The organism is Streptomyces sp. NPDC001606, from assembly GCF_053596835.1.
The window spans coordinates 26700-53281 of record NZ_JBSFHC010000010.1; the positions used below are offsets into that span (position 1 = coordinate 26700).

The following is a 26582-nucleotide window of genomic DNA, read 5'->3' on the forward strand; positions in this document are numbered from 1 at the left end:
TCGAAAGGGTAGGGGGCGGTCGGGAGGGTATGGGACCGGCACCGCACCGACTACCCTGCTGTGACCGCTTCCCCGTGTGAGGAGCCCTCTTTGGCCTGTGATCTGTGGCTGGTACCGCTCGTGGACGTCCTGTGCCACACCCCGGACAACCCGTTCGCCGAGGAACTCGCGCAGTACAACGACGCGTTGGCCACGGCCGGGCTGCCGCCGGTGCCGGTGTACCAGTACATGCCGGGCCTGTCCGGCGAGGTCGCCCCGGTCGCCGGTTTCGACTACGACGCCCTCCATTTCCTGCGCCGCGCCTATCTCCTCCAGGTCTGCGGTCTGCCGGTGACGCCCGTGGACGAACTCGGCGGGGACTACGAGCAGCTGCTGGAGATGTTCGAGTCCACGGCGCAGCAGTCCCACCTGGTCTGGCACTACGACCACGCGGGCGCGTACGTCCCGGTCGACTTCCCGCACCCGCTGTCCAACGACGATCTCCTCGCGGGCGGCGGCCCGTTGGGCTCCTCGCAGAGCCTGTTGCGCGAACTGGAGTACGTCGCCCCGAGCATCGGCATCGATCCGGCCAACCCGCCGGCCGCCCCGGCCCCGCCGACGGCCCCCACGGAGCTGGAGGAACCGGCTCTCCCCGCGCCGTACGACCCGAGCCCCTTCGCCCGCGAGCGGCATGTGTGGCTGGGCCTGCACGCGGCGGCGACGCGCTCGCTGGCACAGGGGTCGATGATCGTCTTCAGCTGAGCCGGCGGCCTGTTACGTTGCGCGAGCGAAGGGCAACGCTAAGTGCATGACCCTCGCTCCCAGAGTGACAGCCCTCGCCCTGGCGGCCCTCCTCGGCGCCGCCGTCCCCGCCGGCGCGGCGGAGGACCTGCCCACCTACACCTGTCCGCAGCGACTGCCCGTCCCGGCCGCCGCCCCGCCCTCGGTGGCGGCCGCCGGCTGCATCGCGAGCAACGGCGCCCCGGAGGCCGGCGTACTGGACCGCCCGGTCAGGGTCGTGCTCCCGGACTCCCTCGACCCGGCGTCCGCCGACAGCACGAGCCTGATCTGCCGGTCCTCGTCCGCCACGGCCGAGGACGCGGGCAGCTCCGTCGTCCTGCACGACTGTGCCCCGGAGGTCCCGCCGAGATGATGTGATTCCACCCACCTCTTCTTGCCGTGGGGGGAAATGCCCGCCTACGTTCGGTCGCATGTCCCCCCACGACCCCGTCCACGACTTCACCGTCGACCTCAGTGCGCACGAGATGCTCCGGCGCACCCATGTCATGGCCGCGCTCGGCCCCGACTGGGACCCGGCGGCGGCGCTGCGCGGCGAGGAGGAGGCGCGTGCGCTGCTCTACTCCGGCCTGGACGCGGAGCAGCAGCGGATCTACGACGAGCTGGTGGCGGCCGGTGTGCTGCCGCCGGGACCCGGCGATGCTGCCGCTTGACCCGCAGGCCGAGCCCGGGCGGCGCGCCTGGCTGCCCTGCCCGAACTGCCCCGACGGCACCTGGCGCTACCTGCTCTCCAACACCGGCAGCCTGCTGCACCTCCAGTGCCCCGCGTGCCACCACGTCTGGAGCCACGAGACCTACTTCGGCGCCACCCGCCCGCCGGCCTGAGAACCGTACGGCGAAGGGCCGCCGGGATGCGTCCCGGCGGCCCTTCGACCGTGCTCACGAAAGCTTCGCGCTCGTGACGGCCCGGTCTCAGAAGACCGACGTGCCGTTCTGCGTCAGCTTCCAGTTGGTGACCGCGAAGTCGGCCGGGTCGAGGACCTTCTTGGCCGTCACGTAGTCGATCATCAGCTGGCGGATCTCGTTGGTGGAGCTGTAGGCGATGTCCGCCGTGGCGATGTGCGGGTAGCCGGAACCGCCGTTCGCCCGGTAGTTGTTGACGGCCACGACGAAGACCTGGTCGTCGGGGATCGGGGCGCCGTTGTAGGTGAGGTTCTTGATCCGCGAGCCCTCCGGCTGGGCGATGTCGATCTCGTAGTCGACGCCCGCCGCCGTGTCGTACATGTAGTCCCAGAAGTTGTTGGCGTTGGTGAGGGTGGCGGTGTCCACCTTCGTGCCGGCCGGGACCTGGTGGTAGTACTTCGCCGCGTACTCCAGGTAGTCCTTCAGCTGGGCGCCCGTCAGCTTCTTGCCGTACAAGGTGTTGTCGTAGATGTAGAGGCCGGCGATGTCCTTGATGGTGACGCTGCCCTGGGGGATGTCGGCGGTGCGGGAGAAGGGCGCCGCGACCGAGATCAGCGGGAGGGCGGCGTCCGAGGCCGACAGGCCCGCCTTCACGGAGTCCATCTGGACCTTGTGGATGAAGTCCATGATGGGGACGTCCCGCCAGCAGGAGTCGGCCGCCGAGAGGTCCTGGGTGCAGGTGCCGACCGCCGTGTTGACGTACTTCACGACCAGCTCGTGGTCGTCCGTGAGGAGCTGCTTGATCTCCGGGTCCTCGTCCACCGTGTTGGGGTTGAGGGTCTGCGCCTTCTTGCTGGTCACCTTCCACTGGCCGTGGTGCAGTTCCAGCTCGAAGTCGAAGACGCTCAGCCGGAAGCCCCAGCAGTACGGCTCGGAGAGGAGGACGTCCTCGCCGGTCTGCTCGTTCTTCACGGTGTACGACGGCACCTCGACGTGGGTGTGGCCGACCAGGATCGCGTCGATGCCGGGGACCTGCTGGGCGACGAGGTTGGAGGCGTTCTCGACGTAGGGCAGCGAGTCGCCGTACGACGAGGAGCCGTCCATGCCGGAGTGGTCGGTCAGGAAGACGACGTCGCAGCCGAGCGCGCGCAGCCGGGGCACGTACTTCTTCGCCTGCTCCACCAGGCCCGGGAACACCATCTTCCCGCTGACGTTGTCCTTGTCCCACAGCGCGATGCCGGGGTTGGTGAGGCCGAGGATGCCGACCTTGATGTCCGGGGCGCCCGGCACGCAGATCCGCTTCACGGTGTACGGCTGGAAGGCGGGGCGCAGGGTCTTCGCGTCCAGGGCGTTGGCGCCGAGCAGCGGGAAGTCGCACTGCTCCTCGAACTTGCGCAGCGTGTCGATGCCGTAGTTGAACTCGTGGTTGCCGAGGGCGGCGGCGTCGTAGCGCATGTGGTTCATGGCCGCGGCCATCGGGTGCTGGGGGCCGTCCTCGCCGGTGATGGGCTGCACGCGGGCGAAGTAGTAGGCGAGCGAGGTGCCCTGGATGATGTCGCCGGCGTCGACGAGGAGGACCCGGTGCTCGCCCTTGGCCTCGCGCTGCTGCTTGATGAGGGTGGCCACGCGGGCGACGCCGCAGGAGTTGCCGGCCTTGTCCTTGTAGGCGGCGTCCTTGTAGTAGTCCCAGTCGAAGACGTGGCTGTGCAGGTCGGTGGTGCCGAGGATGGAGAAGGACCAGGTGCGCGGCGCCTTTCCGGGCCGGTGACCGGCCTCGGCCGCCTGGGCGGGGCCGGCGGCGACGGTCCCGGCGGCGGCCACTGCCGCCCCGGTCACGGCCGACTTCTTCACGAACTCCCGGCGGTTCATGGGACTGAGGGGCATTCAGGGCTCCTGGAAAGGGCTGGGCTGGGGAGGACTTGAGGAGAGGCCGCGCTGGTGCGGTGCGGGGCTACCCGCGTAGATGCTTCTCAGGTCCCACCGGCCCCGGAACCAGGATTAAGTCATGCTCAGGTCAAGTTCGGTAAAATTCGCGAGCATGCCGACGCCCCCGCCGGTCGGAGCCGGCGAGGGCGCGGGAAAGGTGTCGGCCGGGTCGACTCCGGCCGAACACCACATCAACTGTGGCTTACAGGAACGAGTTGACCTCGATCGTCTCGTCCCGGCCGGGGCCCACGCCGATCGCGGAGATCGGGGCGCCGGACATCTCCTCCAGCGCCTTGACGTAGTTCTGCGCGTTCTTCGGCAGATCGGCGAAGGTCTTCGCCTTGGTGATGTCCTCGGACCAGCCCGGGAGGGTCTCGTAGATCGGCTTCGCGTGGTGGAAGTCGGTCTGCGAGTACGGCAGCTCCTCGACCCGCTTGCCGTCGATCTCGTAGGCCACACAGACCGGGATCTCCTCCCAGCCGGTCAGCACGTCCAGCTTGGTGAGGAAGAAGTCGGTCAGGCCGTTCACCCGGGTCGCGTAGCGGGCGATGACGGCGTCGAACCAGCCGCAGCGCCGGTCACGGCCGGTGGTCACGCCCCGCTCGCCGCCGATGCGGCGCAGCGCCTCGCCGTCCGCGTCGAACAGCTCGGTCGGGAACGGACCCGCGCCGACCCGGGTCGTGTAGGCCTTGAGGATGCCGATGACCCGGCTGATCTTCGTCGGGCCGACGCCCGCGCCGGTGCAGGCACCGCCGGCGGTCGGGTTCGAGGAGGTGACGAAGGGGTACGTGCCGTGGTCGATGTCCAGCAGCGTGCCCTGGCCACCCTCGAAGAGCACGACCTTGTCGTCCTCCAGGGCCTGGTTGAGGATCAGCACCGTGTCCGCGACATACGGCTTGATCTTCTCGGCGTAGCCCAGCAGCTCCTCGACCACCTGGTCGGCGGTGATGGCGCGCCGGTTGTAGAGCTTGGTGAGGATCTGGTTCTTGACGTCGAGCGCCGCCTCCACCTTCTGCTGGAGGATCGACTCGTCGTACAGGTCCTGCACCCGGATACCGACGCGGTTGATCTTGTCGGCGTAGGTCGGACCGATGCCACGCCCCGTCGTGCCGATCTTGCGCTTGCCGAGGAAGCGTTCCGTCACCTTGTCGACGGTCACGTTGTACGGCGTGATGATGTGCGCGTTTCCGCTGATCAGGAGCTTGGACGTGTCGACGCCACGCTCGTTCAGACCGCTCAGCTCGGAGAGCAGGACCGACGGGTCGACGACGACACCGTTACCGATGACCGGCGTACAGCCGGGCGACAGGATTCCGGAAGGGAGCAGGTGCAGCGCGTACTTCTGGTCGCCGACGACCACCGTGTGGCCGGCGTTGTTGCCGCCCTGGTATCGCACCACATAGTCGACGGAGCCACCGAGGAGGTCCGTCGCCTTTCCCTTGCCTTCGTCACCCCACTGAGCACCGAGCAGCACAAGTGCGGGCACGCGCGTACACCCCTTCCGGGCGGGGCATGTCCAAGGTCGGGGGCATGGGCGTAAGGTTCACCGCCGCGTACCACCGCGACCGCCTTTGGTCGCACAACCGTCGGACCGGATGCCCCGGAATAGACGAAGCCCCTGGCGCAATAGCGCAAGGGGCTCTTGCACAAAGATGCTACCCGAGGAAGCGAGGCAGGACCGAGGTGGCGACTTCCGCGACGTCCGATCAGCTGCTGGTGATCATCGATCCGGCGGCACGGCAGACGGACGGGGAGTCCGTACGGATCGCGAAAGACGTGCTCAGCGCGGGTGCGGCGGCCAAGGTGTGTCTCCCGGACGGGCCCGAGGAATTCGCCCGGGCACTGGGCCGACGGGGGTCCCGCCGGCCGGTCGTGGTCGGCGGCGACCAGGCGCTGGTGCGGGCCGTCACCCTGCTGCACCGCTCGCGGGAGCTGGCCGGATGTGCCCTCTCGGTCGTCCCGGTGGGTGAGACGGCGCTCGCCGAGGCCCTGGGCGTGCCGGGCGGGGCGGTGGCGGCGGCCCGGGCCGTGCTGGACGGGGCCGAGCGCCGGCTGGACCTGCTGGTGGACGACAGCGGCGGGGTGGTGCTGGCCGCCCTGGGCTTCCCCTCGGCGCCGGTACGGGAGCCCGCCGGGGAGCCGGTGCCGGTCGGCTCGGGCCATGCCTCCCCGCGCCCCCTGGGCGTGCCCTGGTACCGCTCGCTGGTGCGCACCCTGGCCCCCCGCACCCTGGTCCCGCGCCCGGACCGGCTGCCCGCCGTGCCCGCACCGGGGCCGACCCGGCTGCGGGTGGAGGTGGACGGGGAGACGGTCGTGGACCTGGACCAGCCGGTCGAGGCCGTCTCGGTGACGCCGGGCGGCTCCGGGGTGGCGGAGGTGGAGGTCCGCCCGCTGTCGGTGGGGGCGGCTGCGACGCCGGTACGGCTGTCCGGGCGGACGGTGACGGTCACCGGGGCCGACTTCCGCTACCGGGCGGACGCGGCGGTCTCCGGGCCGGTACGGCGGCGGACCTGGCGGGTGCTGGAGGACGCCTGGGGCCTGGTGCTGCCGCCCGCATGAGCCGTCCCGCGCCTCCGCTAAAGGTCTGGTGACACATATTTAACCGCGCCGACCCCTTCCCGTACCCCTGTTGCGTCCACCATCCTGCTCCATCAGGACCCAGCGACCGGACACGGAGGGGGCCACCCGATGGCAGTGGACGAGGACATCGCCCCGGCGGCGAAGACGGACGGCGGAGACGGCGCAGAAACGGTTCACCGGCTGAAACCCAATGCCGTGGGGCTGCTCGGGGTGGTGTTCATGGCGGTGGCGACGGCCGCGCCGATCACCGCGATGACCGGCAACGTGCCCTTCATGGTCTCGTCCGGCAACGGCGTCGGAGCACCCGCCAGCTACCTCGTCGCAATGGTCGTCCTGGCAATCTTTTCCGTCGGTTTCACCTCCATGGCCAAGCACATCACCTCGACGGGGGCCTTCTACGGCTTTATCTCCTACGGCCTCGGCCGCACCGCCGGACTGGCCGCCGGGCTGCTCGCCACCTTCGCCTACGTCGTCTTCGAACCCGCGCTCATCGGCATCTTCTCCACCTTCGCCACGACCACCCTGAAGGACCAGACCGGCGTCCACGTGCCCTGGTGGGCCTTCGCGGTGCTGATGCTCGCGGTCAACGCCACCGGCACCTGGTTCGGCGTGAGCGTCGCCGAGAAACTGCTGGTGGTGCTGCTCGCGACCGAGGTGACCGTGCTGGCCGCGATGGCGGTGTCCGTGGCCCTGCACGGCGGCGGCCCGCACGGCTTCACCTTCGCCCCCGTCAACCCGGTCAACGCCTTCAAGGGCACCTCCGCCGGCCTCGGACTCTTCTTCGCCTTCTGGTCCTGGGTCGGCTTCGAGTCGACCGCGATGTACGGCGAGGAGTCCCGGGACCCCAAGAAGATCATCCCCAAGGCCACGATGATCAGCGTCCTCGGCGTCGGGGTCTTCTACGTCCTGGTCTCCTGGATGGCCATCACCGGCAACGGCGAACGCGAGGCCCTGACGGCCGCCTCCTCCGGCAACCCGCTCGACCTGTTCTTCCTGCCCACCGAGCGCTACGTCGGCCACTGGGCGGTCGTCGTCATGCAGTGGCTGATGATCACCGGCTCGCTGGCCTGCGGCATGGCCTTCCACAACTGCGCCGCCCGCTATCTGTACGCCCTCGGGCGGGAGGGGGTGCTGCCCTCGCTGAAGCGCACCATCGGCCGGACCCACGCCCGGCACGGCTCCCCGCACATCGCCGGGGTGGTGCAGACCTGCGTGGCCGCCGTACTGATCGGCGCGTTCTGGGCCGCCGGAAAGGACCCGTACACCGGCACCTACGTCCTGCTCGCCATCCTCGGCACCATGGCGATCCTGGTCGTCCAGGCCGTGTGCTCCTTCGCGGTGCTGGTCTACTTCCGCTCCCACCACCCCGAGAGCCGGCACTGGTTCCGCACCTTCACCGCACCGCTGCTCGGCGGGGTGGCGATGCTCGCCGTGGTGGTGCTGCTGGTGTCCAACATGGGCGTCGCCGCAGGCCCCGAGTCCGGCTCCCTGGTGCTGAAGGCGACCCCCTGGCTGGTGGCCCTGATCGCGGCCGCAGGCCTCGGCTGCGCCCAGTACCTCAAGCACCGCGCCCCCGAGCGGTACGCGCTGCTCGGCCGCACGGTGCTCCAGGAGACCAAGGAGCGATAGCCCGGGGACCGGCGGATGCGCGCGTCGGCCGGACACCCGCCTCCCGGACACCCGCTGCCCGGTCGGCCCGGCGGCCGGTCGGCCCGGTGGCCGGTCAGCGCACTTCCACGCTCAGCCCCTGCAAGCCCCTGATCACGAAGTTCGGCTTGCGCTCCGGCTCCGCCGCCGGGGCCAGGGTCGGGGCCTGCTCCAGCAGGGCCGTCATCGAGGCCGCCAGCTCCATCCGGGCCAGCGGGGCGCCGATGCAGTAGTGGATACCGGCGCTGAAGGAGATGTGCGGGTTGTCCCGGCGGGCCAGGTCCAGGCGGTCCGGGTCGGCGAAGACCTCCGGGTCACGGTTGGCGGAGCCGAACAGCATGGCGATCTCCGCGCCCCTCGGGATCGTCGTGCCGTCGATCTCGATGTCGTCCAGCACCCAGCGTTCGAAGAGCTGGAGCGGGGTGTCGAAACGCATCAGCTCCTCGACCGCGGACGGCACCAGACAGTGGTCGGCGCGCAGGGCCGCCAGCTGCTCCGGGTGGCTGAACAGCGCCCACCAGCCGTTCACCGTGGCGTTCACCGTCGCCTCGTGACCGGCGTTCAGCAGCAGCACCGCCGTGGAGATCATCTCCTGCTCGGTGAGCCGGTCGCCCTCGTCGTGCGCCGCGATCAGACCCGAGATCAGGTCCTCCCCCGGCTCCTTGCGGCGGGCCGCGATCAGCTCCCGCAGATACCCCGAGAACTCCACCGACGCCCGCACCGCCCGGGCCGCCGTCTCCGGCGACGGGTTCAGCTCGTACATCCCGCAGATGTCCGCCGACCACGGGCGCAGCTGCCCCCGGTCCGACTCCGGGATGCCCAGCATCTCCGCGATGACCGCGACCGGCAGCGGCTCCGCCACATCCGTCAGCAGATCGCCGCCGCCGCGCCGGACCAGCCCGGCCACCAGGTCCCGGGCCAGCCCGTCGACGTACGGCTGCAGCCGCTCCACCGTGCGCGGGGTGAACGCCTTCGACACCAGACGCCGGATCCGGGTGTGGTCCGGCGGCTCCAGGTCGAGCATCCCGTGGTCGTTCAGCGTGTGGAACGGCTCCTGCTCCGGCGGGGGCGCGCTCCGGCCGAACTCCTCGTGCGAGAAACGGTGCTGGTAGGTGCGGCCGAGGCGGCGGTCGCGCAGCAGCGCGGAGACATCCGCGTGGCGCGGGACCAGCCACTGGTCCGTCGGCTCGTACCGGAGCACCCTGCCGCGGGCCCGCAGCTCGGCGTAGGCCGGGTAGGGGTCGGCGAGGAAGGCGGGGTCCCAGGGGTCGAAAGCGAGGTCCGCAAGCGCTGCCATGGACGGACGTTAGCCCCGAGCACCGCGCCCTGACCAGGCCCCCGGTCTCCGGGCCCACGGCCTACCGCGGCGCCACCAGGCGGGCCTCGTAGGCGAAGACCGCCGCCTGGGTGCGGTCTCTCAGCCCCAGCTTCACCAGGATGCGGCTCACATGGGTCTTCACCGTGGACTCCGCCACCACCAGCCGCTCGGCTATCTCCCCGTTGGACAGCCCCTGCGCGATCAGGACCAGCACCTCCGTCTCCCGTTCGGTCAGCTCCCCGTACGCCGCCTGCGCCGACGGCACCAGCCGGGGCGCCTCGGCCAGCCGGGAGAACTCCGCGATCAGCCGCTTGGTGACCGAGGGCGCGAGCAGCGCCTCGCCCGCGGCCACCACCCGGACCGCCTCGGCCAGCCTCCGGGCGGACGCGTCCTTCAGCAGAAAGCCGGAGGCGCCCGCCCGCAGCGCCTGGTAGACGTACTCGTCCAGGTCGAACGTCGTCAGCACCAGCACCTTCGCCGAGGCGTCCGCCGCGACGATCTCCCGGGTCGCCTCGATGCCGTTCAGCTCGGGCATGCGGATGTCCATCAGCACCACGTCCGGGGCCAGCCGGCGCACCTGCTCGACCGCCTCCCGGCCGTTGACGGCCTCGCCGGCGACCTCGATGTCCGGCATCGCGTTCAGCAGGACGGAGAAGCCCTCCCGGACCATCATCTGGTCGTCGGCGATCAGTACGCGGATCGTCATGCCCCAGCCTCGGTCGTTCCAGTGCCCGTGGCGATGTCCTTGCCGGTGTCGATGGCGGTGTCCTTGCCGGTGTCCGGGGCCGTGGGTATGGGGTGGGCCGGGAGGAACACCGTGACCTCGAAGCCTCCGTCGGCCGTGGGGCCCGTCGCCATGTCGCCGTTCAGCATGGAGACCCGCTCCCGCATCCCGGTGAGCCCGTGCCCGGCGCCCGGGGAGGGCTTGACGAGGTGCGGGGCCGGCGGCGGGCCGTTGACGATGCGCAGGCCCAGACCGCCCAGCACATACCCCAGCTCCACCCGCGCGCTCGCCCCCGGTGCGTGCCGCAGCGTGTTGCTCAGCGCCTCCTGCACGATCCGGTACGCCGACAGCTCCACCCCCTGCGGCAGTTCACGCACCGCGCCGGTCACCGCCTGCTCCACCTCCAGGCCGGCCTCCCGCACATTGGCGAGCAGTCCGCCCAGGTCGGCGAGGGTCGGCTGGGGGGCGTCCGGGGCCTCGTAGTGCTCCGCGCGGACCACCCCGAGGACCCGGCGCAGCTCGGTCAGGGCCGCCACCGCGTTCTCCCGGATGGTGGCGAACGCCTTCTCCAGCTCCGGCGGGGGGTTCTCCACCCGGTAGGGCGCGGCCTCCGCCTGGATGGCGACCACCGACATGTGGTGGGCGACCACGTCGTGCAGCTCACGGGCGATCGTGGTGCGCTCCTCCAGCAGCGTGCGCCGTGAGCGCTCGTGCTCGGTCACCGACTGCTGGGCCGTCACCTCCTGCGCGGCCTCCCGCCGTATGTGCCAGACCGTGACGGCCAGCAGGCTCAGCGCCGATGTGATCAGCATCGGGGACACGTCGTTGTCGTACCGGCCCCGGCCGATGACGCTTCCGGCGAGGAAGCCGTAGACCGCGGTCATCAGCCACATCGAGGCCGCCGTGCGCGGGCGGGTGCGCAGTGCGACGACCGTGAGCACGACCAGATGGGACAGGAAGCTGCCCGGCAGCCACGGCCAGTCGCTCCAGTCGCCCCGGTCGAGCGCGGCGGCGAGGGTGGTCGCACCCAGCGAGCACCAGAACGCGCCCACCGGACGCGCCAGCGTCAGCAGCACCGGCGCCAGCGCCAGCAGCCCGCAGAACAGGGCCGGCGCACCGTACTCGAAGGAGGCGGCCACGGCGAGGAGCATCGACAGCACGCCCAGGCCGGCCACCACGGTGTGCGGTATCCGGCCCACGTACCCCTTCGAACGGCCGGGCAGGCGCCGGGTGAGCGGGCCGTCGACACCCATGCGGGGCAACGGGCGGTAGGCGAAGGGTTCGTGGAACAGGTCCTGCCGCAGCCCGCGCAGGGCCTCCGCGGCGAACCGGAACTCCGGGCTGCGCGGCCGGCCGGCCGCGCCCGGCGGAGTCGTCTGCGTGTGCGTCGTCTGGGTCACGTACACGACGGTAGGCCTCGGCCGGCCCCGGGTCGTCCCCTTGAAGAGGGGTCCTTGAAGGTCCCTCTCAGGTACTACGGGTCGCCGGGGAAACGGTCGGCTGCCTCTCGCGAGGGCTCAGCGGCGCCGCCGGGGCGGATGACGCCGGATTCGTAGGCGAAGATCGCCGCCTGGGTGCGGTCGCGCAGGCCCAGCTTTACCAGGATCCGGCCGACATGGGTCTTCACGGTCTGCTCGGCGACGACCAGCCGCTCGGCGATCTCCGCGTTCGTCAGGCCCTGGGCGATCAGCGCCAGGACCTCCGTCTCCCGCTCGGTGAGGTCGCCGACGCGCTGCTTCAGCGGGGAGCGCGGGCTGCCGTTCAGCCGGGCGAACTCGGCGATGAGACGGCGGGTGACACCGGGGGCGAGCAGGGCGTCACCGGCGGCCACCACCCGTACCGCCTCGGCCAGTTGCTCCGCGGAGGCGTCCTTCAGCAGGAAGCCCGAGGCGCCGGCCCGGAGGGCGTCGTACACGTACTCGTCGAGGTCGAACGTCGTCAGCACCAGTACCTTGACGGCGGGTTGGTCGGCGGTGATGCGGTCGGTCGCCTCGATACCGCCGAGTTCGGGCATCCGGATGTCCATCAGTACGACGTCCGGGGCCAGTTCGGCGGACTTCGCGATCGCGTCGCGCCCGTCCACCGCCTGCCCGATCACCTCGATGTCCGGCTGGGTGTTGAGCAGCACCGTGAAGCCCTGCCGGACCATCTGCTGGTCGTCGGCGATGAGGACCCGGATGGTGCCGACGCCGCTCGTCACGCTGCTCGTCAAGCCGCTCGTCATGGGGTTCCGTCTCCTGTCGGGGGGTGGCCGGCCACGGGGGTGCCCGCGCGGGGCAGGAAAGCCGTCACCATGAAGCCGCCCTGCACGGTCGAGGTCGTGGTGACATGTCCGCCCAGCATGGCCGCGCGCTCCCGGATGCCCAGCAGACCGTGGCCGCTGCCGGGGGACGGCTGGGCGCGATACCGGGGGCGGCCGTTGATGACGCTCAGGAAGATGCCGTCGGGCAGATGGTCGATCTCCACGCGGGCCCCGGCGCCCGGCGCGTGCCGCAGGACGTTGCTCAGCGCCTCCTGGATGATCCGGTACGCCGACAGCTCCACTCCGGGCGGATAGCTGCGCTCCTCCCCGACCACCAGCTTCTCCACGTGCAGACCGGCCGCCCTGGTGTTCTCCAGCAGCGCGTCCAGCCGGGCGAGGTTCGGCTGCGGGGCGTCGGGGGCGCTCGGGTCGTCCGGCTGCTCGGAGCGCAGCACGCCCAGCACCCGGCGCAGCTCCGTCAGGGCCTCCAGGGCGTTGTTGCGGATGCCGGCCAGGTTCTCCTTCAGTTCCTCGGAGGGGTTCTCCACCAGGTGCGGGGCGACCTGGGCCTGGATGGAGATCACCGACATGTGGTGGGCGACCACGTCGTGCAGCTCGCGGGCGATCCGGCTGCGCTCCTCCAGGAGGGTGCGGCGGGCGCGCTCCTCCGCGGTGATCGTCGCCTGCTGGACCAGTTGGGTACGGGCCTCGCTGCGGCTGCGCAGAACGGTGCCGACGAGGACGGCGACGGCGAAGAGAAGGACGGCGACGTAGCCGGTCCCGGAGGAGTGGCCCGGGTTCAGGTAGGTCTGGAGGACCCAGGTCAGCAGGGCGGTCGCGGCGAGCGCGGTGAGGGTGCCGCGGACACGGACGCGCAGGGCCAGGAGAAGGAACACGGCCATGTGCGCCTGGAGGGCGGGGGTGGCCCACGGCCATTCGGGGCCCTGGCCCGGAACCGACCCCAGATGGGGTCGGGCGAGGAGGGCGGTGGCCGCGGCGTCGGTCAGGGAGAGCACCCACGCGGGAACGGGACGCCAGAGGGCCAGCACGAGGGCGGCGGCCTGGAGCGAGGCGAGGAGGAAGGCGGTGGGGGCGGCGAGGAGGTAGGTGTCCGTGATCTCCGAGCCGCCGCCGAGGGCGAGGGCCAGCGCGATGTAGACGGTGACGAGGTAGGTGAGCAGGCGCACCCAGCGGTAGCGGGAGAAGGGGGGCGAGTGCGGGGAGGGGGACGCGCCGAGCCAGGCGCGCAGGGCTTGGCCACGGCTCGCGGGCCCTTCGGCGGGGGGCGCCGGGGTGGGCGAGGGCCCCGGGGTGGGGTCTTGGGGGGCCGCGGGCGTCACGTCGGTAACTCTAGGCATGGTGCGGGGACTTCGCGGCAGGGAGGTGCCGGTGCAGCACGCGTGAGATGCGGTTCCGGGGCCGTCGAGGACCCTGTTCGTGGTGGCGGAAGGCCGCCAGGGCGAGGAGCAGGGCCAGCGCGAAGACGGGGAGCCAGGCCAGCCGCTGGGCCACCCAGGTCAGGGAGTCGGGCGAGGTGTGCAGTCCGGGCAGGCGGCCGGCCGGAAGAGCCGTGACGGTGGTGGCCATCATCGCCGTCTGGTGCCAGAGGTAGATCGTCATCGCGGAGAGGTTCACGAACGCCGTCGCCGCCCAGGCGAGCGGTCGGGCCGTCGCCCGGCGGAGGCGGTCGCGCAGCAGCAGGGCCAGCCCGCACTGGGCGAGGCCGAAGGTGACGGCCGCCAGGGTCGGCGGGTCCAGGTTGGAGATCCTCGCGCCGGGGACGCCGACCATGGACGCCGGGTAGCCCGCGACGAGCACCAGGGCGGCCGTGGCCGTCGTACCGCCGAGGAGGAGGACCCAGGCCGAGCGGCGCGTGCTCAGCTCGCCCCGGGCCCAGGCCGCGCCCAGGGTGTACGGCACCAGCCAGCCCGCGGCCACGTTCACCCAGGCGAGCCAGGACGGGCCGAGGTGCAGGCCGAAGCGGAGGACGTCCACGTGCAGGACGACCGCGAGCGGCCAGAGGGGGTGGAGGCGGGCGACGAGAGGGGTGGCGGCCGTCAGCGCGGCGAAGACCAGAAGGAACCACAGCGGGGACAGCGCCAGTTTGAGCAGCGTGTGGAGGGTGCCGAACGGGACGCCGGTGAGGAGCAGGGTGGTGGCCGTCACCGTCCACAGGCACAGCAGGGCGGCCACCGGGCGCAGCAGCCGGGTCAGCCGGGCGCGCAGCCAGGCGGCGTAGGTCTCGCCTCGCGTGCGGGCGGCTGCCAGGCCGCGGGTCGCGACATGGCCGCCGACCAGGAAGAACACGGCCAGGGTCTGGAAGAGCCAGGAGACCGGGGCCAGCCGGGGCAGGTGCTGGAGGGGGCTGGCGGTGTGCAGGCCGCCGTCCGTCGCGACCAGGGCCGTCACCAGCCAGTGGCCGAGGACCACGCCGAGGATCGCGAGGGCGCGCAGGGCGTCGATCGCCCGGTCGCGGCCGGCGGGGGTGGCCCTGTCGACGCGCTCGGCTCCCTCGCGGATCGCGCGCAGGACGCGGAACGGGCGCCGGGTGGTGAGCGGTGGGCGGGTGGTGCCGGTCGGCCGGTCAGGCATGGGTCACCTCCGCGGTCTCGCCGAGGGTGATCCGGGCCAGGTTGGCGAGGGCGGTCGAGCCCGGGGTGAAGTAACCGCTGTGGTCGGCGCCGGCCGCGTCGAAGACCCGGGCGCCGAAGGCGCGGGAGACCGGGTCGGTGCCGAAGCCGACGGTGGTGCCGAGGAGGCCGGCGCGGCGGTGCGGGACGTGTGCCACCCAGTCGTCGCTGCCGCGGGCCGCCCAGATCCGGGCATTGGTGTGCAGGGCGGACACCGAGTCCGCGCCGGTGCCGGGGCTGCCGATCAGGGCGATGTCGTCGGCGTCCACGCCGGGGGCGGCCCGGCCGCAGACCACCGAGCCGTAGGAGTGGCAGAGGAGGGAGATGCGGGTGTGGGGCGGGGTGAGGGTGCGCAGTCGGCGGACGAAGGAGCGGAGGCGGGGGGCGGCTTCGTCGGCGCGGGTGGTGGTGGTGACGGTGGAGCTGACGGTGCCGGGGGTGCGGTAGCCGAGCCAGGCGATGACGGCGGCGCGGTGGCCGGGGGTGGCCGTCAGTTGCCGGTAGAGGGACGTGGCCGCCGTGTGGAAGCGGGCGTAGGTGTCCAGGGAGGTGTCCGAGCCGGGGACCAGGATCGCGACGCGGTCGGCGTGGAGGAGGTCGCCGAGGACCTCGGTGGCCTGTCCGGGGCCGCGGCCGTCGAAGGTGAGGAGGTGACGGGTGGGGGAGGCCAGGGAGGCGTCGGCGGCTGCGCGGTGTTCGTCGCCGTCGGCGGCGGCCATGCGGGCGGCCCGGGTGGCGTTGGCCCGGTTGGCGTCGTAGGTGGCGGCGAGGGTGGTGCGGGTGAGTGGGGGGAGGTGTGCGGGGGTGGGGGACGGGATCGGGGGGAGGGCGGCGGCGGAGAGGGGGATGGCTATGGCGGCGGTGAGGAGTGCGGCGAGGAGGGGGCGGTGCCAGCAGCGACGGCGGTGTACAGCTTTCGCCGTCAGCTGCGGGTGGCCCTCGTGGGGCGAACCCACCGCCGGCGGCCGCGGGTTCGCCATGTCCAGGGGCGAGTTGCCCTCGGGATGAGCTGTCGGCGGTTGGAGGGTGCGCGGGTGGCCCATGGGTGGCTTCCTTCCGGGACGCCCGGCCATCGGGCTGCTCCAGAAAGGAAGTTAGAAATCGGGACCCGTCGTCGGCGTCACGCCAGGGAGCTGTCCTGCGGGGTAGCTCTCAGGTACTACGGGTATCCCCCCGGTACCGCCCTACGGGCACGCCCGGCCCCCTCAAGCAAACTCAGCCCCCCTCAACCCCGCTCAACCCCACTGCTCACCACGCCAGTTGAGCGATCTCCTCCGCCACCACCGCACACGCGTCCGCCGCCGGATCGATCAGCGGGAAGTGACCCACGTCCTCCAGCAGCGTCAGGCCCGCCATCTCCCCCGCCCTCGCGCCGGCATCGACGTACGCCTCCGCCACCGCCTGCGGCACCACCAGGTCCGTACGGCCCTGCACCAGCGTCGTCGCGATGCCGGTCGGGAGGAGGAGCGCGGGGTCGGCGTAGGGGCGGCGGGCCGCGAAGTGGGCCGTACCGCCGAGGAGTTGCAGCGACGCGTTGCCGCAGACGTCCAGCTTCTCGGCCACCTCGAAGTCGGCGATCGGGGCCAGGGCCACCACCCCGCGCAGCGGAGCCGGGCGGTCCGTGCGCCACGGGGAGTCCGCGGGAAGCACATGCCGGGCCGCCGCCCACAGGGCCAGATGGCCGCCCGCGGAGTGGCCGGTCAGCACCGTGCGGCGGACGTCGGCCTGCGGGAGCGCTGTGCGGACCAGGTCCGGCAGGGCGTCCAGGGCCGCCGCGACATCGTCGAAGGTGTCGGGCCAGCGGCCGGCGGGCGGGGTGGCGTCGCCCGCGTTCGGGGAGTTGCCCGTGTTCTGCCCCGGGATCGGGGAGTCGCCGCCGCGCCGGTACTCGACGTTGGCCACCGCGAAGCCCCGGCGGGCCAGGTAGTCCGCGAACGGGGTGATGTGGCGGCGGTCGTAGCGGGCCCGCCAGGCGCCGCCGTGCAGGACCACCACCAGCGGCGCGGGCGCGGCCGCAGCGGTGCGCGGAGCGTAGAAGTCGATCACCTGGTCGGGGTGCGTGCCGTACGCGACGGTGACGTCGGGATCGACCGGGGCGTGCGAGAAGGCCGACTCCTCCTCGGCGGCGGCGCGGGCTGCTGCTGCGTCGTCCGGCATGCTCCAACCTCTCAGCGATGGAACGTCGATGACACGTCGTCAGGGTGTGGCGGTCGCGTGGCGGCTGTGCACCGTTGGCGGGACCGTATCAGGCCGGTGACGTGCGCGGACATGGGGATGTCACGCTCGGTGAGGGCAAAACGGTTCTGTGGGCCACCGGGCGCCCATGGGCTGCCCGGCCCGGTGGCCCACAGCGGGCCTACTCCGGCTGCCGGACCAGTTCCTCGGCCAGCGCCCTGGCCGCCCGTTCCACGTCCGCGAAGCCCACGTACAGGGGCGTGAAGCCGAAGCGGAGCACGTCGGGATGGCGGAAGTCGCCCACCACGCCACGGGCGATCAGGCGCCGCATCACCTCACCGGCGTCGGCGCAGCGCAGGGCCACCTGGCTGCCCCGCTGCCCGTGCGGCACCGGCGTCAGGTTCTCCACCCTTCCGGGTTCCGTGTACGCGGACACGCACCGCAGGAAGAAGTCCGTCAGGGCGAGGGACTTGGCGCGGACCGCGGTGACGGAGACGCCCTCCCAGACGTCGAGGGCCGCCTCCAGGGCCAGCATGGAGAGGATGTCCGGGGTGCCGACCCGGCCGCGCAGCGCACCCGGCGCCGGGGCGTAGGACGGGTCCATGCCGAAGGGGTCGGCGTGCGAGTTCCACCCGGGCAGCGGGGAGTCGAAGCGGGGCTGGAGCTCCTGGCGGACGTAGAGGTACGCCGGTGAACCCGGGCCGCCGTTCAGGTACTTGTAGGTGCAGCCGACCGCCAGGTCGACCCCGTGCTCGTCCAGGCCCACCGGCAGCGCGCCCGCGCTGTGGCACAGGTCCCACACGGCGAGGGCGCCCGCGGCGTGCACGGCCGCCGTCAGGGACGGCAGATCGTGGAGCCGGCCGGTGCGGTAGTCGACGTGGTTGAGCAGGACCGCGGCGGTACGGCCGGTCAGCGCGTCCGGCACCTCGGCCGGGGTCACCGGGCGCAGGGTGCGGCCGGTGAGACGGGCGGCGGACTCGGCGATGTAGCCGTCCGTGGGGAAGGTCGTCGCGTCGACCAGGATCTCGGTGCGGTCCTCGCCCGCCATGCGGACCGCCGCCACCAGGGCCTTGAAGACGTTGACGCTGGTCGAGTCGCCGACCACGATCTGGCCCGGGGCCGCGCCGACCAGCGGGGCGATCCGGTCGCCGATCCGCTCCGGCGCCGTCCACCAGCCGCTCTCCTCCCAGGAGCGGATGCGCAGTTCGCCCCACTGGCGGCGGACGACGTCCGCGACCCGGTCGGGGACGTGTGCCGGGAGCGCGCCCAGCGAGTTGCCGTCCAGATAGACGCCCTCGTCGAGGTGGAAGCGGGACCGCAGCGGGGCCAGTTCGTCCGCCGCGTCCAGCTTCTCCGCCTGCATCGCCAGCTCAGACATGGGACCTCGCCGTCCACAGCTCGGGGAACACGTTCTTGCGGGCGCGCTTCTCCAGCCAGGCCACGCCGGCCGAGCCGCCGGTGCCGGGCTTGGCGCCCATCGCGCGGCGGGTGGCGACCAGGTGGTCGTTGCGCCAGCGCCACACGAGCTCGGCGACGTCGGTCAACGCCTCGCCGAGCCGGGCGAGTTCGGCGTTCTGGTCGCCCGAGTAGACGGCGGCCCAGGCCTGTTCGACCGCTTCGGAGGGCTCGTAGCGCCGGGAGACGTCACGGTGCAGCAGGCTGTCGGGGATGGCGTGGCCGCGGCGCGCGAGGAGCCGTACGACCTCGTCGTACAGGCTGGGCTCGTGCAGCGCCTTCTCCAGCTCGGCGTGGACGCGCGGGGCGCCGCGGTGCGGTACGAGCATGGAGGCGGACTTCTCGCCGAGCAGGAACTCCATGCGGCGGTACATCGCCGACTGGAAGCCGGAGCCCTCGCCGAGGGCGCTGCGGTACGAGTTGAACTGCGCCGGGGTGAGCTGGCCGAGCGGCGTCCAGGAGGCGTTCAGGGCCTCCAGCTCGCGGACGGAGCGCTTCAGCGCGGCGATCGCGGTCGGTACGTCGTCCGAGCGCAGGGCCTTCGCCGCGGTCTCCCACTCGTGCACGATGACGGTGAACCACAGCTCCATGACCTGGGTCGTCACCAGGAAGACCATCTCTCCGGGGTCGTCGGAGAGGGTGTGCTGGAGGTGGGTGAGCACGTCCGCCTTGACGTAGTCCTCGTACGGCGTCGTACCGGCGAAGTCGAGATGCGGGGTCTCGGGCTCGGCCTCGGGAAGGGGGTGAGCCTGTTGGGACATCGCTGTCTCCTGTTGTTACTCCGGGTAGCGGTCCGCCCCTGCCGATTCCGGCACGGGGGCCCCGGTCCCCACCCGGAATCCTCCGCAATCGGCACGGATACGGCAAGGCCCGTCTGCTGCCAGACGGGCCACACCTGTCCCTCCCGTAGGGGATGCCGGGGTCAGCCCAGGGTCTGGGCCGCCGTCGGCGAGGAGTCCTTCAGGAACTGCGTGCAGCGCTCGTACTCCTCCTGCTCGCCGATGGACTGGGCGGCGCGGGCGAGGGCGTGCAGGGCGCGCAGGAAGCCGCGGTTCGGCTCGTGCTCCCAGGGGACCGGGCCGTGGCCCTTCCAGCCGTTGCGGCGCAGGGCGTCGAGGCCGCGGTGGTAGCCGGTACGGGCGTAGGCGTACGACTCCACGACCGCGCCGCGCTCGAACGCCTCGTCGGCCAGCTGGGCCCAGGCGAGCGAGGAGGTGGGGTACTTCGCGGCGACGTCCGCGGAGGGGGTGCCCTGGGCGAGGAGGTCGCGGGGCTCCGGCTCCTCGGGGAGGTGGGTGGGGGGCGGGCCGCCGAGCAGGTTCTCGTGAATCGTCATGGGGTCCAGTCTGGCGTACGGCGGTGGACACGGGCGGGGCTGCTGCCCCGTAAGGGACGCGGGGAACTGCGCGACCGGCCCACCACCCGGCCGCACCTACCCCCGACCCTCACCCCGCCCCTCACCCCGCCCCTGCCCCTCCTCCTCGCCCGCGCCCTCGGCGTCCTCCTCGCCCTCACCCTCCAGAGGCGGAGCCGTCACACAGCTGTGGACCCTGCATTCCGGGTGGTGGCAGTCCGGAGGGAGGCGGCGGATCAGGGTGAAGGACAGGGCCGAGCCCAGCAGCAGCACCACCGCGCAGATCAGCATCGCCCGGTCGAAGGCCGCGTCGAACGCCGTGGCCGACCGGTACGCCTCCGGGCCCATCCCGGACAGCAGGGGCAGGGCGGCGACGGCCACCAGGCCTGCCGCCCGGGCCGCCGCGTTGTTGATGCCGCTGGCCAGGCCCGCCCGGGCGGTGTCGACCGAGGCGAGGACCGTGGCGGTGAGGGGGGCCACGAGGGTGACCATGCCGGCGGCCATGACCAGGAGGGCGGGCAGCACGTCGGTGGCGTACCGCGCGTCCGGGCCCACACGCAGCATCAGCGGCATCGCGGCGGCGCACAGCAGCGGGCCGACGGTCAGCGGCAGCCGCGGGCCGATGCGGTCGGCCAGGGCCCCCGAGCGGGCGGAGAACAGCAGCATCACGACCGTGATGGGCAGCAGCGCCGTACCGGCGGCCAGCGGGGAGTAGCCCGACACCACCTGGAGCTGGAGGGCGACGAGGAAGAAGAAGCCGCCGAAGGCCGCGTACACGCACAGGGTGACCAGGTTGACCGCCGTGAACTGCCGGGAGGCGAAGATGGCCGGCGGCACCATGGGATGGGGCCGGTGCCTCTCGACGTGGACGAAGGCCACCGCGGCGGCCAGGCCCGCTGCCGCGCTCAGCAGCACCACCAGGGAGCCGCTCCGGGCCTCGATCAGGGCGTAGGTCAGCAGGGCCAGCGCAAGGGCGCCGAGGGCGGCACCGAGCACGTCGAAGCGGCCCCGGGCGTTCTCGTCGGCGGACTCGGGGACGTGCCGTACGGCGACCGGGACGCACAGCAGCGCCAGCGGCACGTTCAGCAGGAACACCCACCGCCAGCCGGGTCCGGCCACCAGCCAGCCGCCCAGGAAGGGGCCCACGGCGGCGCCGATCCCGCCGAAGCCGGACCACAGGCCGACCGCCCGGCCCCGGTCGTCGGGGTGGAAGGATGCCTGGATGAGGGCGAGGGAGCCGGGGGTCAGGAGGGCGCCGCCGACGCCTTGCAGCGCGCGGGCCGCGATCAGCACCCCGGAGGTCGGAGACAGGCCGCACAGCAGCGAGGCGGCCGCGAACCACACGACCCCGAGGACGAAGATCCTGCGGCGGCCGTAGCGGTCGCCGAGGGAGCCGCCGAGCAGGATCAGCCCGGCCAGCGTGACCATGTACGCGTTGACGGTCCACTGGAGGGCGGCGAGGTCGGCGCCCAGGTCGCGGCCGATGCTCGGGAGCGCCACATTGACGACGGTCGAGTCCAGCAGGGCCATGCTGGAACCCAGGACCGTGGTCAGCAGGATCCACTTGCCCTGGGGGGAGGCCAGCCGGACGTTCGGCACTCTCCAGGTATACAGCGGGCCCGGCGCCGATGACCGGCTGCCGGGCCCGCTGGGAACGCCGTACGGCGGTTACTTGATCTTGTTGCCCGCCGAGCGCAGGTTCTGCGTGGCCTCGACGACGCGCGCAGCCATGCCCGCCTCGGCCAGCTTGCCCCAGGTGCGCGGGTCGTAGGTCTTCTTGTTGCCGACCTCGCCGTCGACCTTCAGGACGCCGTCGTAGTTCCGGAACATGTGGTCGGCGACCGGACGGGTGAAGGCGTACTGGGTGTCCGTGTCGATGTTCATCTTCACGACGCCGTTCTCCAGCGCGGTGAGGATCTCCTGCTCGGTGGAGCCGGAGCCGCCGTGGAAGACGAAGTCGAAGGGGGCGTCCTTGCCGAAGCGGGCGGCGACGCCCTCGTTCAGCTCCTTCAGCAGCTCGGGGCGGAGCACGACGTTGCCCGGCTTGTACACGCCGTGGACGTTGCCGAAGGAGGCGGCCAGCAGGTAGCGGCCCTTCTCGCCGAGGCCCAGGGCCTCCGCGGTGCGGATCGCGTCGTCGACCGTGGTGTACAGGGAGTCGTTGATCTCGTGCGAGACGCCGTCCTCCTCGCCACCGGTCGGGGTGATCTCCACCTCGAGGATGATCTTGGCGGCGCGGGCGCGCTCCAGCAGCTCCTGGGCGATGGAGAGGTTGTCGGCGAGGGTCTCCGCCGAGCCGTCCCACATGTGCGACTGGAAGAGCGGGTTCCGGCCGGCCTTCACGCGCTCCTCGGAGATCGCGAGGAGCGGGCGGACGTACCCGTCGAGCTTGTCCTTCGGGCAGTGGTCGGTGTGCAGGGCGATGTTGACCGGGTACTTCTCGGCGACGATGTGCGCGAACTCGGCGAGCGCGACCGCGCCGGTCACCATGTCCTTGCTGTACTGGCCGCCCAGGAACTCGGCGCCACCCGTGGAGATCTGGACGATGCCGTCGCTCTCGGCCTCCGCGAAGCCGCGCAGGGCGGCGTGCAGGGTCTGGGTCGAGGTGACGTTGATGGCCGGGTAGGCGAACTTGCCTGCCTTCGCCCGGTCGAGCATCTCGTTGTAGACCTCGGGGGTTGCGATGGGCATCTGTCCGCTCCTTGTGTTGCGGGTTGGCTTTGCTGCGTTACGGCCCTGACCTAGACCTTGGGGGTGACGTCATCGTCGTCCCCATCTTTCCAGACCGGGCTGGTGGCCCCTGTCCGGCGGTCGGCCCGGACAAGTCCAGGTCATACCGCCGGGTCAGTCCAGACCCAGTTCATCCTTCGAGAAGGCGAACCGGTACGGAACACCCGCGCCGGCCTCGATCTTCTCGGCGGCGCCGGTCGCCCGGTCCACGATCGTGGCGACGGCGACGACCTCGGCACCGGCCTCGCGCACGGCCTCGACGGCGGTGAGCGGGGAGCCGCCGGTGGTGGAGGTGTCCTCGACCACCAGCACCCGGCGGCCGGCGATCTCCGGGCCCTCCACGCGACGCTGGAGACCGTGCGCCTTCGCCGCCTTGCGGACGACGAACGCGTCGAGCTTCTTCCCGCGCGCGGCGGCGGCGTGCAGCATGGCCGCAGCGACCGGGTCGGCGCCCATGGTGAGCCCGCCCACCGCGTCGAACTCCAGGTCCGCGGTGAGATCGAGGAGCACCTGCCCGACCAGCGGGGCGGCCTCGCCGTCGAGGGTGATGCGGCGCAGGTCGACGTAGTAGTCGGCCTCCAGACCCGAGGAGAGGGTCACCTTGCCGTGCACCACGGCCTTGTCCTTGATCTGTTGCAGCAGCGCGCCACGTACGTCCGTCATGCCGACCAGCTTAGATGCGGCGCCAGCTCCAGGTGGTGCTGGCCTCCAGCGGCTCCAGCGGCGTGACCAGGCGCGGCAGGGTGTTGAGCCCGTTGGGCGGGCCGGTCTGCGGCTCCACGCACACCGCCTCGGCCTGCTCGTCGTAGACGACCACCCATTCCTCCCTGCTGGCCACCTTCAGCTCCAGCCGGCCGGGCCAGGTGAGGGTGACGTCGACGCCGCCGGGCATGCCGAAGCAGTCGTCCCAGGGGCCAGGCTCGGGATCGATCCGGTTGCCGGTGGGCAGGTGGTCGGCGCCACGCTCCTCCTGCCAGGCGGGCTCGAAGCCGAGGGAGACGTCCGCGCCGTCGAGGGTGCGGTTGAACCAGGGGTGCCAGCCGATCTGCGCCGGGAAGGAGTCCTCGTACGCCTCCACGGACATCGTCAGCGTCAGGCTGTCCTCGGCGAGCGTGACGACCTGGGTGACGCGGCCGGGGTGCGGCCAGGGGTCGGTCAGTTCGCAGGTGATCACCGCCTCGTCGGCGGTGACGCGGGCGGTGCGCCAGGCGCCGTCGCGGGCCGTGCCGTGGATGGCGTGCGGCGGGGAGTTGAGCGGCATCTGGCGGACCGTGGCGCCGTCCAGGAAACGGCCGTCGCGGATCCGGCCGCACCAGGGCACCATCGGGAAGCAGCCGTAGCGGGGCCCCTGGCGGAGCAGTTCGAGGGAGCCGACCTTGAGTCCGCTGATCCGGCCGCCGTTGGTGTGGCTGACGCGTACCTCCGCGTCGCCTGCTGTCAGCGTGATGTCTTCGTCACTCACGGGACGACCCTACTGGGGCGGCCCGGACCGTCGTCGGCGTTCAGTGGCGTTTGCGCAGGGCCCGGCCGACGACGATCGCCGAGGCCAGGGCCAGCGCCGCCGCGGGGGCCGCCCAGCGCAGGGCCGGGTTGCCCGCGACGGTCTGGGGGGCCGGTACGGGGGCGTAGCGGCCGCGGGGCGGGGCGTGGTCGACCTCCTCGGCGCTGCGGCCGATCATGGTGCGGCGGGCGTGCGCGGCCTCGGCGGGGGGTTCACCGGAGTCGGCGAAGACACCGGAGAGACGGTCCTCCAGCTCCGCCTCGTCCACCTCCCCGTCATCCACCCCGTCCTCCTCGTCCTCCCCGTCCCCCTCGCCTTCCTGCCCCGCCTCGAACGCGTCGTCGGCATCGGCCTCCGCGGCCAGGGCGGGCGGGGGAATCTCGGCGTCGAAGACGGCGAGGTGGTCGTCAGCGGGCTCGAACGAGGACTCGGCGTCGAGGGCCGGGGCCTCCGCTTCCGGGGCGTCGGCGTCCGAGGTGTCGATGGCCGGAGTGTCCGGGGCCTCGGGCAGGGCGTGCAGGAAGCGGGTCAGGAGGCGGGTGGTCGCCGAGGTCACCGCTTCCTGGGGGAGTTCCGTGAGGCGGCCGGTGGCGGTTGCCGTGCCGGAGGCGGTGACCGTGGTGCCGCCGTCGGTGTCGGCCAGGCGCAGGGTGACGGCGAGTTCGACCGAGCCGGTGCCGCGGGCTTCGCCGGCCTCGGCCTCGACGCGGTAGGTGCCGTCCGGCCGGGCGGCGATCCGTGCCGCTCCCCGATAGGTGACGGAGTGGCCGCCGACGCGCAGCTTCAGCCGGCCGGTGAGGGGCGTGGCACCGGGGTCCTGCTGGAAGCCGGGGACGGCCCGGGCGACCCTGGCGGGGTCGGCGAGGGCGGCCCTGAGCCGCTCGGCCGGAACCGGGGTGAAGACCTGGTGCTCCATGGTCGGTGAGCCTACCCAGTCATGGCCGGATCTCACCCTGCCGTGCTGGCCGGGCCGCTCCGGACCCGGCTCAGTACCGCGGATGCACCAGCGTCGACGCGGGCAGGTCCGGGATCCTCGTGCGCTGCGCCGCCTCCCCGTCCGCGGTCAGGGAGGGCTGGGTGAGGGTCCGGGGACGCGGGCCCCGGGGGTCCAGCCGCAGCGGCGGTGGCGTGGGTCCCGGTACGGCCAGGAGGTACCCCCAGTCGTGCGGGGCGCGGGAGGTGGCGGCCGAGCGGTCGGGGCCGGACGGGAAGCCGGATTCGTGGCCGAGGACCCGGTAGGGGGAGACGGAGAAGCCGGCCGCGCGGAGGGTCGCGGCGACCGTCCAGAAGACCCGGGGGCGGGTGGTGACCGAGCCCGCGTGGACGACGAGCCGGCCGCCGGGCGCGAGGACGCGGCGGGCCAGGCCGTAGAACTCCTGCGAGTACAGCTTGGTGCTGGCGGTGATCCCGGGATCGGGCAGATCGGCGATCACGACGTCGTACGACGCGGCCCGCGCCCTCCGCAGCCAGCCGAGGGCGTCGGCCGGGCCGGCGTGCACGCGCGGGTCGGCGTAGGCGTGGCCGTTGGCGGCGGACAGGCCGGGGTCGTGGCGGGCCAGCCGGATCAGGGCGGGGTCGAGGTCGACGATGTCGACGCGGCGCACCCCGCGGTGGCGCAGCGCCTCGCGGGCGGCCAGGCCGTCACCGCCGCCGAGGATCAGCACGCGCGCGTGGGGGCCGCCGGCGAGCGCCGGATGGACCAGGGCCTCGTGGTAGCAGGGCTCGTCGCCGCCGCCGACCCGCAGCCGGCCGTCGAGGAAGAGGTCGAGCGGCCTGCCGTGGGTGCCGCCGGCCAGCACCACCTCCTGGACGCCGGTCTGCACGGCCACCCGGACGTCCTCGCCGTACACCGCGTGCCGGGCGGCCCGTTCGAAGTCGCCGGCGAGGGCGGCGGCGGTGGCGAGCACACCGAGCACGGTGAGGCCGGCGACGAACAGGGTGCAGCGGGCCCGGCGGGTGAGGTCGCGGCGGAAAAGGCCGAGCACCAGGGCACCGCCCGCCATCACGTTGACCGTGCCGGTGAGCAGGGCGCCGGTCAACTGGCCGAAGAAGGGCAGCAGGAGGAAGGGAAAGGCGAGCCCGCCGACGAGCGCGCCCACGTAGTCCGCGGCGAACAGGTCGGCCACCGCGCCCCCGGCGTCCTGCCGGCGGATCCGCTGGATCAGCTCCATCAGCAGCGGGACCTCGGCGCCGATCAGCAGACCGATGGCGAGCGAGAAGGCGACCAGCAGCCAGCGCGGGCCCTCGGCCCACAGCCCGCCCCAGCCGCCGGTCCAGGCGAACACGGCGTACAGCGCCATCGCGCTGCACCCGCCGACCAGCGCGAGGGCCGACTCGACCGCGCCGAACCCGGCGGCCGCGTGCCAGCGCAGCCGTTTGGCGCCGAGGGAGCCGATGCCCATGGCGAACACCATCACGGACAGCACGACGGAGGCCTGGGTGACCGAGTCGCCGATCAAGTACGAGGCGAACGCGACGAGTTCCAGCTCGTACACGAGTCCGCAGGCCGCGCAGACGAAGACGCACACGAGGACCAGGAACCGCCCGGTACCGGGCCGGACGGGCAGCCGGGCGGGGGCTGTCCAGGACGGCGGGCAGCCCGGGGGTGCAGGGGCGTGCGGTTCGATCACTCTGCGACGTTACGTCACATACCCGGCACGCTTTGTCACCCACACGTGTG

General features: G+C 72.5%; 25 protein-coding genes. 6 read left to right on the forward strand and 19 right to left on the reverse strand.

The window, feature by feature from the left end; genetic code table 11:
• The first annotated feature begins 90 nt into the window (after positions 1 to 90).
• Genes ACWCV9_RS19365 through ACWCV9_RS19380 form a run of 4 tightly spaced genes read left to right on the forward strand, consistent with a single transcriptional unit; the run spans position 91 to position 1602 of the window.
• On the forward strand, positions 91 to 741 hold the full coding sequence (locus ACWCV9_RS19365) for a hypothetical protein (protein ID WP_450788108.1): 651 nt from the start codon (positions 91 to 93) through the stop codon (positions 739 to 741).
• A gap of 46 nt (positions 742 to 787) precedes the next feature.
• On the forward strand, positions 788 to 1132 hold the full coding sequence (locus tag ACWCV9_RS19370; RefSeq protein WP_450788110.1) for a hypothetical protein: 345 nt from the start codon (positions 788 to 790) through the stop codon (positions 1130 to 1132).
• Positions 1133 to 1190: 58 nt separating this feature from the next.
• Complete coding sequence (locus ACWCV9_RS19375; RefSeq protein ID WP_450788111.1) at positions 1191 to 1430, forward strand: DUF6400 family protein; 240 nt, start codon at positions 1191 to 1193, stop codon at positions 1428 to 1430.
• Positions 1417 to 1602, forward strand: a complete 186-nt coding sequence (locus ACWCV9_RS19380; RefSeq protein ID WP_450788113.1) for a hypothetical protein — start codon at positions 1417 to 1419, stop codon at positions 1600 to 1602. The genes ACWCV9_RS19375 and ACWCV9_RS19380 overlap by 14 nt, the downstream gene beginning before the upstream one ends.
• A gap of 87 nt (positions 1603 to 1689) precedes the next feature.
• On the opposite strand, the gene ACWCV9_RS19385 is transcribed toward ACWCV9_RS19380, so the two are convergent.
• A complete protein-coding gene (locus ACWCV9_RS19385; RefSeq protein ID WP_450788115.1) occupies positions 1690 to 3504 on the reverse strand; it encodes a bifunctional metallophosphatase/5'-nucleotidase in 1815 nt (604 codons plus the stop codon).
• 244 nt (positions 3505 to 3748) lie between these two features.
• Positions 3749 to 5032: an adenylosuccinate synthase gene (locus ACWCV9_RS19390; protein WP_450788117.1), complete on the reverse strand. Its 1284-nt coding sequence runs from the start codon at positions 5030 to 5032 to the stop codon at positions 3749 to 3751.
• A gap of 197 nt (positions 5033 to 5229) precedes the next feature.
• Here ACWCV9_RS19390 and ACWCV9_RS19395 point away from each other — a divergent pair, with 197 nt between their 5' ends.
• Together ACWCV9_RS19395 and ACWCV9_RS19400 are read left to right on the forward strand one after the other, a co-directional pair.
• Positions 5230 to 6105 (forward strand): diacylglycerol kinase family protein, encoded by an 876-nt coding sequence (locus ACWCV9_RS19395; RefSeq protein WP_450788119.1) that lies wholly within the window; start codon positions 5230 to 5232, stop codon positions 6103 to 6105.
• A 129-nt stretch (positions 6106 to 6234) separates the two neighbouring features.
• On the forward strand, positions 6235 to 7755 hold the full coding sequence (locus ACWCV9_RS19400) for an APC family permease (protein WP_450788121.1): 1521 nt from the start codon (positions 6235 to 6237) through the stop codon (positions 7753 to 7755).
• A 94-nt stretch (positions 7756 to 7849) separates the two neighbouring features.
• Here ACWCV9_RS19400 and ACWCV9_RS19405 read toward each other — a convergent pair whose 3' ends face one another.
• The 17 genes from ACWCV9_RS19405 to ACWCV9_RS19485 form a co-directional block, all read right to left on the reverse strand.
• Positions 7850 to 9070, reverse strand: a complete 1221-nt coding sequence (locus tag ACWCV9_RS19405) for a cytochrome P450 (RefSeq protein WP_450788123.1) — start codon at positions 9068 to 9070, stop codon at positions 7850 to 7852.
• Between the two features lie 61 nt (positions 9071 to 9131).
• Complete coding sequence (locus tag ACWCV9_RS19410) at positions 9132 to 9797, reverse strand: response regulator (RefSeq protein WP_385841793.1); 666 nt, start codon at positions 9795 to 9797, stop codon at positions 9132 to 9134.
• Positions 9794 to 11215 (reverse strand): sensor histidine kinase, encoded by a 1422-nt coding sequence (locus ACWCV9_RS19415; RefSeq protein WP_450788126.1) that lies wholly within the window; start codon positions 11213 to 11215, stop codon positions 9794 to 9796. Before ACWCV9_RS19415 ends, ACWCV9_RS19410 begins: the two co-directional genes overlap by 4 nt.
• Before the next feature lie 74 nt (positions 11216 to 11289).
• The gene (locus ACWCV9_RS19420) at positions 11290 to 12039 is read right to left on the reverse strand and encodes a response regulator (protein WP_450788128.1); all 750 of its coding nucleotides are present in this window, start codon (positions 12037 to 12039) and stop codon (positions 11290 to 11292) included.
• Positions 12036 to 13415 carry a sensor histidine kinase gene (locus tag ACWCV9_RS19425; protein WP_450788129.1) on the reverse strand — a complete coding sequence of 460 codons (1380 nt, stop codon included), beginning with the start codon at positions 13413 to 13415 and terminating at the stop codon, positions 12036 to 12038. The genes ACWCV9_RS19420 and ACWCV9_RS19425 overlap by 4 nt, the downstream gene beginning before the upstream one ends.
• Positions 13408 to 14649, reverse strand: coding sequence for an acyltransferase family protein (locus ACWCV9_RS19430; protein ID WP_450788131.1), 1242 nt, complete (start codon positions 14647 to 14649; stop codon positions 13408 to 13410). Before ACWCV9_RS19430 ends, ACWCV9_RS19425 begins: the two co-directional genes overlap by 8 nt.
• A complete protein-coding gene (locus ACWCV9_RS19435) occupies positions 14642 to 15730 on the reverse strand; it encodes an alpha/beta hydrolase (RefSeq protein ID WP_450788133.1) in 1089 nt (362 codons plus the stop codon). Before ACWCV9_RS19435 ends, ACWCV9_RS19430 begins: the two co-directional genes overlap by 8 nt.
• A 205-nt stretch (positions 15731 to 15935) precedes the next feature.
• Positions 15936 to 16844 (reverse strand): alpha/beta hydrolase family protein, encoded by a 909-nt coding sequence (locus ACWCV9_RS19440; RefSeq protein ID WP_450788135.1) that lies wholly within the window; start codon positions 16842 to 16844, stop codon positions 15936 to 15938.
• Positions 16845 to 17043: 199 nt separating this feature from the next.
• Positions 17044 to 18240: a kynureninase gene (gene kynU, locus ACWCV9_RS19445; RefSeq protein ID WP_385841786.1), complete on the reverse strand. Its 1197-nt coding sequence runs from the start codon at positions 18238 to 18240 to the stop codon at positions 17044 to 17046.
• Entirely contained in the window at positions 18233 to 19078 is an 846-nt protein-coding gene (locus tag ACWCV9_RS19450; RefSeq protein WP_450788137.1) for a tryptophan 2,3-dioxygenase family protein, read from the reverse strand. Before ACWCV9_RS19450 ends, kynU begins: the two co-directional genes overlap by 8 nt.
• A gap of 161 nt (positions 19079 to 19239) precedes the next feature.
• On the reverse strand, positions 19240 to 19653 hold the full coding sequence (locus ACWCV9_RS19455; protein ID WP_385841784.1) for a DUF3151 domain-containing protein: 414 nt from the start codon (positions 19651 to 19653) through the stop codon (positions 19240 to 19242).
• Positions 19654 to 19749: 96 nt separating this feature from the next.
• Complete coding sequence (locus ACWCV9_RS19460; RefSeq protein WP_450788140.1) at positions 19750 to 21270, reverse strand: MFS transporter; 1521 nt, start codon at positions 21268 to 21270, stop codon at positions 19750 to 19752.
• Positions 21271 to 21339: 69 nt separating this feature from the next.
• Positions 21340 to 22362 carry a class II fructose-bisphosphate aldolase gene (fbaA, locus tag ACWCV9_RS19465; RefSeq protein WP_385841782.1) on the reverse strand — a complete coding sequence of 341 codons (1023 nt, stop codon included), beginning with the start codon at positions 22360 to 22362 and terminating at the stop codon, positions 21340 to 21342.
• A gap of 153 nt (positions 22363 to 22515) precedes the next feature.
• Positions 22516 to 23064 (reverse strand): orotate phosphoribosyltransferase, encoded by a 549-nt coding sequence (gene pyrE / locus ACWCV9_RS19470; RefSeq protein WP_031172616.1) that lies wholly within the window; start codon positions 23062 to 23064, stop codon positions 22516 to 22518.
• Positions 23065 to 23074: 10 nt separating this feature from the next.
• Positions 23075 to 23863: an aldose epimerase family protein gene (locus ACWCV9_RS19475; RefSeq protein ID WP_450788142.1), complete on the reverse strand. Its 789-nt coding sequence runs from the start codon at positions 23861 to 23863 to the stop codon at positions 23075 to 23077.
• Between the two features lie 40 nt (positions 23864 to 23903).
• A complete protein-coding gene (locus ACWCV9_RS19480) occupies positions 23904 to 24818 on the reverse strand; it encodes an SRPBCC domain-containing protein (protein ID WP_450788144.1) in 915 nt (304 codons plus the stop codon).
• Positions 24819 to 24888: 70 nt separating this feature from the next.
• The gene (locus ACWCV9_RS19485) at positions 24889 to 26532 is read right to left on the reverse strand and encodes a polyamine aminopropyltransferase (protein ID WP_450788145.1); all 1644 of its coding nucleotides are present in this window, start codon (positions 26530 to 26532) and stop codon (positions 24889 to 24891) included.
• Positions 26533 to 26582: the final 50 nt, after the last annotated feature.

Bases quoted from the DNA above. Each gene is read 5' to 3' on its own strand.
- ACWCV9_RS19370 (WP_450788110.1), top strand. From the start codon at position 788: ATGACCCTCGCTCCCAGAGTGACAGCCCTCGCCCTGGCGGCCCTCCTC.
- ACWCV9_RS19375 (WP_450788111.1), top strand. From the start codon at position 1,191: ATGTCCCCCCACGACCCCGTCCACGACTTCACCGTCGACCTCAGTGCG.
- ACWCV9_RS19380 (WP_450788113.1), top strand. From the start codon at position 1,417: ATGCTGCCGCTTGACCCGCAGGCCGAGCCCGGGCGGCGCGCCTGGCTG.
- ACWCV9_RS19385 (WP_450788115.1), bottom strand. From the start codon at position 3,504: ATGCCCCTCAGTCCCATGAACCGCCGGGAGTTCGTGAAGAAGTCGGCC.
- ACWCV9_RS19400 (WP_450788121.1), top strand. From the start codon at position 6,235: ATGGCAGTGGACGAGGACATCGCCCCGGCGGCGAAGACGGACGGCGGA.
- ACWCV9_RS19405 (WP_450788123.1), bottom strand. From the start codon at position 9,070: ATGGCAGCGCTTGCGGACCTCGCTTTCGACCCCTGGGACCCCGCCTTC.
- ACWCV9_RS19410 (WP_385841793.1), bottom strand. From the start codon at position 9,797: ATGACGATCCGCGTACTGATCGCCGACGACCAGATGATGGTCCGGGAG.
- ACWCV9_RS19420 (WP_450788128.1), bottom strand. From the start codon at position 12,039: ATGACGAGCGGCTTGACGAGCAGCGTGACGAGCGGCGTCGGCACCATC.
- ACWCV9_RS19425 (WP_450788129.1), bottom strand. From the start codon at position 13,415: ATGCCTAGAGTTACCGACGTGACGCCCGCGGCCCCCCAAGACCCCACC.
- ACWCV9_RS19430 (WP_450788131.1), bottom strand. From the start codon at position 14,649: ATGCCTGACCGGCCGACCGGCACCACCCGCCCACCGCTCACCACCCGG.
- ACWCV9_RS19435 (WP_450788133.1), bottom strand. From the start codon at position 15,730: ATGGGCCACCCGCGCACCCTCCAACCGCCGACAGCTCATCCCGAGGGC.
- ACWCV9_RS19440 (WP_450788135.1), bottom strand. From the start codon at position 16,844: ATGCCGGACGACGCAGCAGCAGCCCGCGCCGCCGCCGAGGAGGAGTCG.
- kynU (WP_385841786.1), bottom strand. From the start codon at position 18,240: ATGTCTGAGCTGGCGATGCAGGCGGAGAAGCTGGACGCGGCGGACGAA.
- ACWCV9_RS19450 (WP_450788137.1), bottom strand. From the start codon at position 19,078: ATGTCCCAACAGGCTCACCCCCTTCCCGAGGCCGAGCCCGAGACCCCG.
- ACWCV9_RS19455 (WP_385841784.1), bottom strand. From the start codon at position 19,653: ATGACGATTCACGAGAACCTGCTCGGCGGCCCGCCCCCCACCCACCTC.
- fbaA (WP_385841782.1), bottom strand. From the start codon at position 22,362: ATGCCCATCGCAACCCCCGAGGTCTACAACGAGATGCTCGACCGGGCG.
- pyrE (WP_031172616.1), bottom strand. From the start codon at position 23,064: ATGACGGACGTACGTGGCGCGCTGCTGCAACAGATCAAGGACAAGGCC.
- ACWCV9_RS19480 (WP_450788144.1), bottom strand. From the start codon at position 24,818: ATGGAGCACCAGGTCTTCACCCCGGTTCCGGCCGAGCGGCTCAGGGCC.